The organism is Nodularia sp. UHCC 0506 (genome assembly GCF_034931045.1).
Taxonomy (GTDB): domain Bacteria; phylum Cyanobacteriota; class Cyanobacteriia; order Cyanobacteriales; family Nostocaceae; genus Nodularia.
Genome location: NZ_JAYGHH010000048.1, coordinates 8,228 through 18,746 on the forward strand (window position 1 = coordinate 8,228; position 10,519 = coordinate 18,746).

At 39.7% G+C, this 10,519-nt stretch carries 11 protein-coding genes; all 11 read right to left on the reverse strand.

Annotated elements, in window-relative coordinates; genetic code table 11:
- The coding region (locus tag VB654_RS20430; RefSeq protein ID WP_323215637.1) for a signal recognition particle receptor subunit alpha at positions 1-1,042 on the reverse strand (1,042 nt) is incomplete at its 3' end.
- A 183-nt stretch (positions 1,043-1,225) separates the two neighbouring features.
- Positions 1,226-1,855, reverse strand: coding sequence for a transcription antitermination factor NusB (nusB, locus tag VB654_RS20435; protein ID WP_323215638.1), 630 nt, complete (start codon positions 1,853-1,855; stop codon positions 1,226-1,228).
- A 235-nt stretch (positions 1,856-2,090) separates the two neighbouring features.
- A complete protein-coding gene (locus VB654_RS20440) occupies positions 2,091-2,849 on the reverse strand; it encodes a DUF502 domain-containing protein (RefSeq protein WP_323215639.1) in 759 nt (252 codons plus the stop codon).
- 480 nt (positions 2,850-3,329) lie between these two features.
- Complete coding sequence (locus tag VB654_RS20445; protein ID WP_323215640.1) at positions 3,330-4,241, reverse strand: glycosyltransferase family 2 protein; 912 nt, start codon at positions 4,239-4,241, stop codon at positions 3,330-3,332.
- 227 nt (positions 4,242-4,468) lie between these two features.
- Positions 4,469-5,308 carry an HpsJ family protein gene (locus VB654_RS20450; RefSeq protein ID WP_323215641.1) on the reverse strand — a complete coding sequence of 280 codons (840 nt, stop codon included), beginning with the start codon at positions 5,306-5,308 and terminating at the stop codon, positions 4,469-4,471.
- Between the two features lie 341 nt (positions 5,309-5,649).
- A complete protein-coding gene (locus tag VB654_RS20455; RefSeq protein ID WP_323215642.1) occupies positions 5,650-6,285 on the reverse strand; it encodes a TIGR04282 family arsenosugar biosynthesis glycosyltransferase in 636 nt (211 codons plus the stop codon).
- A gap of 116 nt (positions 6,286-6,401) precedes the next feature.
- Complete coding sequence (locus tag VB654_RS20460) at positions 6,402-6,956, reverse strand: type II secretion system protein (RefSeq protein ID WP_323215643.1); 555 nt, start codon at positions 6,954-6,956, stop codon at positions 6,402-6,404.
- 46 nt (positions 6,957-7,002) lie between these two features.
- A complete protein-coding gene (locus VB654_RS20465) occupies positions 7,003-7,971 on the reverse strand; it encodes a glycosyltransferase (protein WP_323215644.1) in 969 nt (322 codons plus the stop codon).
- Positions 7,972-7,974: 3 nt separating this feature from the next.
- Positions 7,975-8,958, reverse strand: a complete 984-nt coding sequence (hpsE, locus tag VB654_RS20470; protein WP_323215645.1) for a hormogonium polysaccharide biosynthesis glycosyltransferase HpsE — start codon at positions 8,956-8,958, stop codon at positions 7,975-7,977.
- Between the two features lie 16 nt (positions 8,959-8,974).
- On the reverse strand, positions 8,975-9,847 hold the full coding sequence (gene hpsE, locus VB654_RS20475; RefSeq protein ID WP_323215646.1) for a hormogonium polysaccharide biosynthesis glycosyltransferase HpsE: 873 nt from the start codon (positions 9,845-9,847) through the stop codon (positions 8,975-8,977).
- Positions 9,807-10,448 (reverse strand): hormogonium polysaccharide secretion pseudopilin HpsC, encoded by a 642-nt coding sequence (gene hpsC / locus VB654_RS20480; RefSeq protein ID WP_323215647.1) that lies wholly within the window; start codon positions 10,446-10,448, stop codon positions 9,807-9,809. Before hpsC ends, hpsE (VB654_RS20475) begins: the two co-directional genes overlap by 41 nt.
- Positions 10,449-10,519 lie beyond the last annotated feature (71 nt).

Consider the following 10,519-nt stretch of genomic DNA (forward strand, 5'->3'; position numbering starts at 1 on the left):
CTGGCGTAAAGCTAAGAGCTTCGGCTGTTTGCAGTGGTGCATCTAACATATCCCGCAAGATTTGTTTGAGGTAAGCGATCGCCTCCTCTGGCGGAGTGACTTCTGCTAAAAGTTTTTTCTGTAGCGCATTAATAATGTAATCAGTAGCTTCTACACCCACATCAGCTTGTAGTAGTGCGGTTTCTATTTCGTCCACAGCCGCTTGATTTAACGGCCCCTGCCCCACAATTGCCTTAAGTTGGTTGAGGATGTTACGACGAGTTTTACCTAAGCCTTGGCGGAGCTTTTTCAGCCAAGTAATTTCTTCAATAGAAACATCTTCTGGTCGTCTACCTTGGGCTGCTAATACTTCTGCTGACCAAACAAAACCTTCGTCAAAAGCTAATCCGCCCACATCTTCGGCTGTTTCTGTGGTGGTGGCTACTGGTTGTAATACTTCTGGTTCCGGTACTTCAATGGCACTGGCTATCAGCCGTTCTTGTTTGGCTTGCCGTTCTGCTGCCGCCCGTTCTAAAAAGGATAAATTACTTGGTGCTGATTCGGTATCTGTAGTCGATGACTCCTCAATGGCAGCTGCTACCTCTGGTAGTGCTGTGGGCGTGACTTCACTTACCGTAGGCGGCTCGGTTTCTATATCCACAGCAGTATTTTCCGCCGTTGCGGGCGTTTCTGCTGGTGTTTCCACATCGACTGTATCAGCAGTATTTTCCGCCGTTGCAGGGGTTTCTGCTGGTGTTTCCACATCACCTGCATCAGCAGTATTTTCCACCATTGCAGGGGTTTCTGCTGGTGTTTCCACATCACCTGCATCAGCCGCAGTTTCTAATTCTGAAGTTTGTTGTTTTTGCTGGATATTCTTATAGGCAGATTTAGCAAAGGCCAATAAATCTGCCGTTGAATCTTGTGTAGTATCTGCCGCAGGAGTTGGAGTTACGGCTGGCTCTGATTGGGGTTCTGTGGCTGGGGGTGTTTCTTCCGGTCTTTGTTCAGGTGGAGTATCAGAGGAATCGTTATATTTACGACGGAACCAATTAAAAACCATTGCAGCTATAGGTATTAGTTGTGAGTTTGAGTTATTAGTTATTAGTTATGAGTTTAATGGAACCCGTAACTATTTCCTGGGGTGAAAACCTCCTGAATATCCTCACCTCTCATAGCCAGTTTGCTCAACAGGGCTAAACAACTGGCTTCTACTCACAACAGGTTAGAAGATCAGGATCAAATACTACACGGCGGCTTTTTGTTCTGTAACTCGGCGCAGAACACCATTAATAAACCGATGTCCTTCATCTCCACTATAGCGTTTGGCTAGTTCTACAGCTTCGTTAATAGCCACTCTATCTGGCAGATTAAAAAACCTCATTTCTCCCACAGCAATTCGTAAAATATCTCGGTCTATTTGGGCTAAACGAGAGACTTGCCAATCGACTAAGGCAGAGGAAATTTCTTCATCGATGATCCCTCGGTGTTCGCTGACTATTTTGACCAGTTGGATGGCATATCTGCCCACTTCTTTGTCTTGATTTGCTAGTTGAATCAATTCTGGAAACTCTACTGCGGCTCCGAGTTGATTGATTGCAGTTTGGGTGTAGTCAATAGCCTCTTTGAGAAGGTTTCTGGCGGTATTGAGGTCTGAAGCACGAGTTTGACTAGTTAAGAGGCGCTCGTTACTGCGTTGTAGTTCTCCAGTGGCGTTATCTAAAGTATCTTGCACTTCTGATCGGAGAGTGCGGACTGTGGCTAGGACTAATTTAGGCAGATGTTCTTCTGTCAATCTCTTTGGGTTAATTGGCAACTGGCTTAGACTTAATAGTGCCAATTCACGAGCAATTTGTTGGGGTTTTCGTTCTTGCATGGAGGTAAGTGCCTCAGCACTAATAATTGGAGGTGAGTAATGGAGCCTTGTGGCAAAGTCAGATAATCATACTATCTATTTACTGCTAACTTTGCCGGATTGATTTGAAATTTCGTCACTAGTAATTAATCACTATTTATTAGTTATTGATGTTGCATACCCCTTTCCATCTGTTCTCTTTTCCCCTGCACCCTGCCCCCTTTCCTCTTTTCTGACTCTGCGTAACGCTTGAATGTTAAGTTTCCTCAAAGGGGATACTTGGTACTGCTGGTTCTAGATTTCGCTCGTTAGACATTACCAGGGGAGCTAAAGGCGTATTCTGAGCGATGATCCCGCCAGAAACTAATACTTTAAAAGCATCTTCTATGGGCATAGATAGGTTAACTACTTCATCTTCTGGAACAATGGCATACCATCCTGTGGTGGGGTTTGGGGTACTAGGAATGAAAACACTGAGCATGGAACGGGGCAGATGAGCTTGAATTTCACTACTCATAGTCCCGGTCACGAAGGCGATCGCCCAAATTCCTTTTCTGGGATACTCTACTAAAATCACCCGACGAAACTTGTCGTTTGAATCTTTGAGTAGGGTGGCTAAAAGCTGTTTTAGGGTTTTGTATACTTGCCCAGCTAAGGGAATTGCCTGCAATACTCGCTCACCAAAATCTAATAACCAACGCCCTGCAATATTGCGAGCCATCAACCCTATTAAAAGAATGCTTAATAGAGGGACGGCTAGTCCCACGGCTAAATTCAGTATATTTACTAGTATAGGTTGGAGACCATCAAAGGGATTGAGTTGTTTGGGAATTTTGGTAAGAAAGTTGATTACCCAATTAGCGATAGTAATTGTTAGCCAAATAGTTGTTGCTAAAGGAATTACGACCAACAAACCAGCAATCAGATCATTCTTTAAATCCTGTTTTATGTGATTAATTCTCAAGTCCCTATTCTCCTGTTTGAGGCTACTGGAACTTTTGTTATTGGTATTCATACCAGTATATTGGTCAAATTACAAAGGCATTGCTCGTAGTATTTAATACTTAAAGCAACTGCCCAAGATTGTAAGCATCTGAGCTAATACTATGAAAATGTACGCTTATTTTCAGAAAAACAGGGTTTTCCTAAACGGGTGCGTGTAGACACTTACCAACCAAGATTATGGCTGATTTGACTTTGAGGATGTTACTCATCTTTGTCAGACTTGTAAACGTTTGTTGCAAGTTGCTGACATATTACTCATCTTACCTCGCTCCTTTAAAAGCTGCTAAAAATTCTGTAAGCAAGACAGTACAACTAAAGGAGGATTATAATTGGGTTGTTAACTTGTAAATGATTTTTCTGAAAATTTTAATTAGGAATATTAATTTATCAAATTTCCAAACAGATGATCATAAATATTAGCAAGTATGGGTATGTGAGAAAGGCAGTTTTTGGCAAAAATCCTGCCAGTAGGCTCAAAAGTTCGATGGCATCAAATTTGATCAAACTTTTGCGCTGTTTGTGAAACAGCCTCTATGGTTTGGGTTTTGTTCTCTTCACCGTCAGATAGGCCTATTTCTAAACAGGGTGTAGGCATATTTTTCATTTCCCAAACTTTGAGCAAAATCAGATATTCGTAAAATGCCTGTAATGTACACCAAGCAATACCGGCGCGGCCATCTAAGCAACCCCTTAAGATAAAATACATATACAGAAAGCGCAGAAATGGTCTGGCGGGTAAACGTAAAGATAAATCCTTTAAAGCCCGTCGTCGTTCGACCTCTGTCTTACCCAGAAATAAATTTAACCAATTCACCTTTCCCTGTTCAATTTGATGTAATGTTTCTTTAGCTTCATCAGTAGAATAACGGTTATGTTTTTCAATCCAACGGCTTAAACCCTTGCTGCAAGTGTAGTGAGGATATGTTTCTTTAATGAAACTGGTAGCACCTTTACATACTTCTCGTTCAGTATGACCATAATCTGTAAACCAGACTTGACCGTGGCGGAACAGACGCATTTGATAGCGGGGGTATTGGGTGCTATGGCGAATCCAATGATTCATGAACATTACACGTTCGGCGACGTAGTAGCCTATATAGTCGGGGTTTTGAGTGGCTTGTACGCATTCGGCAAATAGTTCTGGTGTGATGCGTTCATCAGCCTCAAGAATGTATACCCACTCATATTTGGGAGGGATAGATTCTAGCATCCAGGTACGTTGTTTACCGTGACTTTCAAAGGCGTGTTGAACTGTGCGAACCGGATAGCGACTGGCAATTTCTACCGTGCGATCGCTGCTACATGAGTCTACAACAATAATGTCATCAGATAGCATTGCTGATTCGATACAAGCAGCAATATCTAGCTCTTCGTTATATGTCAGAATGTAAATTGAAAACATTTCTCAGTTTTTAGAGGAATTTGTTAATTGCTCAGTGGGTTTGTAGTCAGGGTTAAAGCGCTGTCTATGAGAAGCTAACTCACCAGAGATAAAAACCACCTGAAGTCCTAACTACAAACCTTTAGTTGTTTACACTGCCCTAGTAAATAGGCGTACCATTTGAGAAAGTTCAAAATCTGAAAATAAAAGCCTTTTGACTTTTGATTTTTGACTTCCGCGTAGCGGTACTAGCGTGCGGCTACTTTACGTTTACCACCCTGTAAAGCCCCCATACTGCGTAAACCTGTCCAGCCAATGATCATGTAGCCAATGGATAACAGCAAACTACTAATGCCAATTCGTAGCCCAGATTTCCAGGCATTGTCTTTGGCTTGCTTTTCGGCTTCTTCCTTACGTTGGCGAATTTGGATGACTCTTTGCGCTGCTAGTGCTTGAGGGTCTGTTTGCTGGGCAATAAAGGTGTCTAGTTCTGCGGGATTTTCTTTGAACTTTTTGAGTAATTCCTTTTGCGCGGCGGGAATTTGAGGGTTATTTAATGCTTGTTGGTATGTTTGCTCATTTTTAAGCAGCTCGCTAAACTGACTTCTAGCTTGGTTTCGCAGCTGTTCTAGTTGAGCCTTTCCTTGCTCGTTGTTAATCTGGGCTTGAAATTGGGATAACTGACTTTGCAGTTGATTTTCTGCTTGTTCTGCATCTTGGCGAATTTGATTAACGTTTTGAGCGCTAGCTTGTCGGACGTTATTCAAGTGCAAGGGAAAAATTAGCAAGAAAATTAACCCTAAGATACTGGAGAGTATCAAGACGGGGAATCTGATATCTATAGGTTTAGGGAGATCGCTATCACCAACACTATCAATCCAATAACCAACAAATAACATTCCTATGCCAACTAGAGGCACAATACCTCTGTCAACTAATGCGGTGGCTAGATTGATTTGCCATGTGCGATTAGTTGGTTGGAAGGGCAATAACAGAATTAAAAAGTCTAGTAAAAAGGATAAAACTAGAATTATCCCCACTACCTTGAGTGTCAGGGCAGCGTTCCCAGAAGCAACACGATTAGTCATAGTTTTTCAAATTTGTAGTACGTCAGAGTGATTATCCTATCTAAAGTTACTTGAATATTGTTTCCATAACCTTTATCTGAAACTTATTTAATCAACTTACTACTTTCAGGCGTTCGTCAAAATAGAGCCTCCGGTCAGCTACGCGGTAAGCACAGCCATGCCCACTAGGGCTTTACAAAATTCAAAATTCTCAAAGCTTCATTTATAGGCTTTTCATTAATTTCAAATCTTTGTGTTATTTCCTCTGTACTGTGCTGCCTGTGATCCCAAACTGCCGAATACGTATATATTTGTATGAGATTTATACAAATATGTTTTAAATAACACTATGGTAGCATTTGTCAATGCTTGATCGTCTGTTCCCAAATTGGCAAATCCTCTGGAAGATCCACATCAGCTAAAGGAGGTAAGTAGGCAAGTGATAATTTGAGCTTTTTGGCAATATTCACAGTTTGTGGAAACACTTGAGCAGTTCCCCAATCGATATTAACGAATAATTCAGGGATCAGGCGACACAAACCAATCAAGTAATAACCGCCATCAATGGCTGGGCCAAGTGTGACATCATAACTATGTAGCTGTGCAAAGGCTTGGGTAAGAATGTGAGAATTTATCCCTGGACAATCTATACCAATAATTATGACTTTTTCTGCACCTGATTCAAAAGCATGAGCAAGCGATCGCGCCATCCGGGAACCTAAATCACCTTCACCTTGAGACTGGTATACTAAATCAGCACCCAGCCAATTTTGCATCAATTGCGAGTCGCCACCAGCAAATCGCACTTCCCAAGATATATCAGTAGTTTTTTGCAGTTCTTGAACCTGAAATATAGTATGTTCTGTCATCTGCCGTTGTAAATTGGCAGCACCAACATCACCCACAGCAGGTATGAGTCGGGTTTTGGTCTTCCCTGGTTCTGGGTAACGAGTAAAAATAATTAAGTGCTGTTGGGCAATGTCTAATAATTTCAGCACAAGTAGTCCTATTTTAGTTAGCGAAATATCACTAGACTACTACATATAATAAATCTTGTGGTGAGGGCAAAGATGCCCGCCCTTATGTACCTGATGCAGATGCAATGTGCTGCAAATTAATTAACACATCCATCATCCTTATCAGCCCTCATTGCGCCTAGTAAGGTTGAAACAAAGACGCACCTTTTAGAAACATCACTATTTCGAGGTGTAAAGGTAATTCTCCCCATTTGTCCATTGACAGAACCATCATACTTGAACTGTACCCGATACTTCCCAGAATCAGAGGTATCTTCAGCGAAAGTGGAAGTAAATTGAATTGCTGTGGAGTCACCTTGAATCAAAGGTTGTCCATTTGTGACTTGACATTGGTTATTTGACGGTACAGGCTGTGTAGCAGCTAGAACTTGATTACCATCATCCCAAAAACAAACTTGCCAATTCAGTTTTTCTCGTTTGGCATTGCTTTGAGCATCACGTAGTAGTGATAATGCCGTACTTTGTGCAGTGTTTACCTTCTGTCGATTGACAAAAGCTAACCAGCTAGGTGCTGCGATCGCTGATAAAATACCAATTAAGACCAGCCCTACCAAAACCTCTAACAGAGTAAAGCCTCTAGTATTGCCATCTCTCGACGAGAATTTAGAATCAAATAAATGTAGTAAACGCACCGTAATTAAGTTGAATGAAATAACAATAGAACAAAGTTAAAAATTTTTAATTTACTGTTTTTATATTTTTAAAAAAATTAGTAGATAAATTAGCGGGTAAAGAAATGATGATACTAATTTTTAATAATAATTTTAATGTAAACTTAATGCGTTTAAATCTTGAAATATCATTAATAAAATATTTCCATAAAAAACCAGCAGCAGCTATACCTTTTTGTCGGTTGTATGGCTGGTTTAGAGCTTTGCAAGTCAAATATTTATAGAGGTTAGTCATGCTCAAATTTTGAATATTTTTATCTTTCAAATCTCTGGCACAATAGGCATTTCTAAACACCTGCAAACAATATTTTTCCTGCTTGGCAAGATTAGTTGAAACTGAATTAGCACTGACTCGGTATAATATTTGTACTGAAGGTACAGCTACAAACGAACATCGCGCAGCCAACCTTAACCACATATCCCAATCTTGAGCAGCTTGTAAAGATTCATCAAATCCACCTAATTCTAGTAAAACTTCTCTACAAATTAAAGGATTTGAACCATTTTCTAAAAAATTATGGACTAACAACTTCTCATAAACGTCTCCATTAGCAGTAATGTGTGTACCTGAAACAAATATTTCGCCGTTTTCGTTAATATAATCAGTCCAGCTATAAGCAACTTGAGCATCTGTATTATTTTGCAAGGCCTGTAACTGAAGTTGCAGCTTCTCCGGTGTCCAAATATCATCTGCATCTAGAAAACTGACAAATTCTCCTACTGCGTAGTGTAGTCCACGATTGCGACTCACATTTCCACCAGCATTAGGATAAGAGAATACTCTAATTCTGGGATCATGAATTTGTGAAATTATATCTAATGTTGCGTCTTGCGAACCATCATTGATAATAATTAATTCAAAATCTTTAAAAGTTTGAGTTAAAACAGATTCAATTGTGGATTGAATAGTATTTTCGCAATTATAAGCTGGGATAACTACAGAAATTGTTGGCAATTTTTGATTTACTTCATTCATGGCTTATGTTTTTTGATTGATATTTCTTAAAAAACATCTAAATGAATAAAAAGGACTGAGAAGACTGCCTAAATAAAACTCCATTTCAAACAGTAAAATAATATCATCATTGAGGTGATTATTATGCTTAATAAAATGCTTTAATATCCGGCGTAAATTCCCCAAAACAGTCCTGATAAAAATAATCGGTTTTTCCCAATTTTTAGCATTAATTAAGCGTAGTTGAAAAACACACAAACCACAGCCACGGGCTAATTTAAGTAAGTAATCTTTTTCTAATCGCCAATGTGGTATTTGATGATAAGTGTGCATGGTGGGATTATACCAAATTTCCCAGCCGGCATAGTGGATGTGAAGTAACGGTTCATAGTCATCACCTTGCACTAGGATACCGGGTAATTTTCCACTCAATTTAGGTTTTTGTGGAACATTATCAGACCATGCTTTTTTCCGTACAACCAACGCTGCACCAGGAGGAAGCCTTAATTTATCTGGCTCAAATAAATGTGGTTGCTCTCCATCCTCTCTGATAGCCAGAAATGCGTGTATCTTGGCAAAATTTTCTGGTGGTTTGACTTCAAATGCACCATGAATTTGACCACTCCAAACACCTGCTTTTGGATACTCAAGACCAAAATTATATGCACTACTTAACCAATCAGGTGCAGGTAGGTTATCATCATCTAAAAATGCAATAAGATCACCTCTAGCTTCGCGCACTGCTCGCAATCTTGCATAAGCAGCACCCTGTTGAGGTTCCATAAAATATTTTAATGAGCATTTGGCACTAAATATTTTTTGATAATTACTAATTACCTCAGATGTATTATCAGAACTATTATTATCAACAATAATAATTTCCCAGTTTAGTTGTTCTATATCTACTTGGTTGAAAAGCGCATCTAGAAACTTAGGTAAACGGGTCGCACCATTATAAGTAGGAATAGCTACGCTAATATCTAAATTTCTGGTTACTAATTGAGTCATAATCAAGATACTAGTATTATTTATTTCCTTTTAAATATCCGTTTTTCCATAAATAGAAAGGACTTTCCAAACTACTTAATAAAAGTTGTAATTCACAAGCCGCTACCAAGTCTTTTTGTCTATTATTACGATATTTGTGTAAATGTAAAATTATTTTACGTAAGTCATTTATTGTATAAGCTAACAATGCAAATGGTTTATGGTAATATTTGACATTTACCATTCTTGTCACATAGCGGCTAAGTCCTATGCCTCGAAAAAACGGGATTAAATAATCTTTTTGTAACCGAGACTTGGGGATTTTGTGAAAAATTTCCATCTCCGGGTTATACCAAATTTCCCATCCTGCCTTTTGGATATAACATAACATTTCTAAATCTTCACCGGTCAGCATATTACCAGTGACTCTACCAGTTAAAATAGGTTGATTTGGCACACTTTTTAGCCAAACTTCTTTGCGGACAACTAACCCAGCAGAAGGAGGTAATAATTTTTTCTTAGGTTCATAGAACAGTGGTAATTTTCCCCGTTCTGTAATTGCCAAAAATGGGGCTATTCTGCGAAAGTTTGTTGGCGGTTCTACTTCCCAGTCTGGATGAATTTGACTACCATAAGCCCCCGCTTGGGGATGTTGTTCACCAAAAGCATAAGCAGCTGATACCCAGGTAGGTGTAGGGTAATTATCATCATCTAGAAAGCCTATCAATCCACCTCTAGCTTCTTTAACAGCCAGTTTTCTTGCATAAGCTGCTCCCTGTTGGGCTTCAAAGCAATACTTTAGGGGATAAGAACATTGCCAATTTTCTTGATAGCTTTTGATAACTTGAGCCGTGTTATCTGTGCTGTTATTATCTACAACAATGATTTCCCACGAAAATGTCAGCCTCATCAAACTGGTCTTGAAAGGGCGCAAAACCTGCACTGGGGCAGTTCCCAGCAATATACTTGCCAGTATATCCGGTACAGTCTACACCACCACTAACAACACTGACACCATCTTGAATTTGCCATCTAGCGATGCGAGCAGCATTTGACCAAGTACTATTACTATCTTTGATTAAATAGTAGGCAACTAGCGAATAAACAAAAGTACCATCTTTTTTTGTACCAGTAGCTGCTGGTATTACATCATCCACTAATTCGCGTTTCCAAAAAACCAGTACAGGCGACTTTGTTGCATCACCTGGGTAACGCAATTCAGATTGTATTGCCGCAATACCAGCAGCATCATAGATATATACCGCCTGCTGTACGTCACGGGAAATATAATTTAGTGCCGTTTGGATTTCTTGCTCAGAATTTGCTTTAGCTTGCTCCCGTCGGTCTGTACTCAGCACACTAACCATGAAACCTAGTAATGGTGTGAGGATAAAAAATGCAATCAACAAAGCTACTAACAATTCAATGAGAGTAAATCCACCAGATTTTTGAATAACTTTGGAGCTTTTGATTTGACTCCTAAGTATAAATTGGAGTGTTTTAGCCATCATGGGGTTGTCCTTTTACTTAAGATGCACCGGTTACATATTGTCAGGTTTTCCACTTTTCTAACAAGAAGTTT

Coding starts and splice junctions, on each gene's coding strand:
- nusB (WP_323215638.1), bottom strand. CDS start 1,855: ATGCAAGAACGAAAACCCCAACAAATTGCTCGTGAATTGGCACTATTA.
- VB654_RS20440 (WP_323215639.1), bottom strand. CDS start 2,849: ATGAATACCAATAACAAAAGTTCCAGTAGCCTCAAACAGGAGAATAGG.
- VB654_RS20445 (WP_323215640.1), bottom strand. CDS start 4,241: ATGTTTTCAATTTACATTCTGACATATAACGAAGAGCTAGATATTGCT.
- VB654_RS20450 (WP_323215641.1), bottom strand. CDS start 5,308: ATGACTAATCGTGTTGCTTCTGGGAACGCTGCCCTGACACTCAAGGTA.
- VB654_RS20465 (WP_323215644.1), bottom strand. CDS start 7,971: ATGAATGAAGTAAATCAAAAATTGCCAACAATTTCTGTAGTTATCCCA.
- hpsE (WP_323215645.1), bottom strand. CDS start 8,958: ATGACTCAATTAGTAACCAGAAATTTAGATATTAGCGTAGCTATTCCT.
- hpsE (WP_323215646.1), bottom strand. CDS start 9,847: ATGAGGCTGACATTTTCGTGGGAAATCATTGTTGTAGATAATAACAGC.
- hpsC (WP_323215647.1), bottom strand. CDS start 10,448: ATGATGGCTAAAACACTCCAATTTATACTTAGGAGTCAAATCAAAAGC.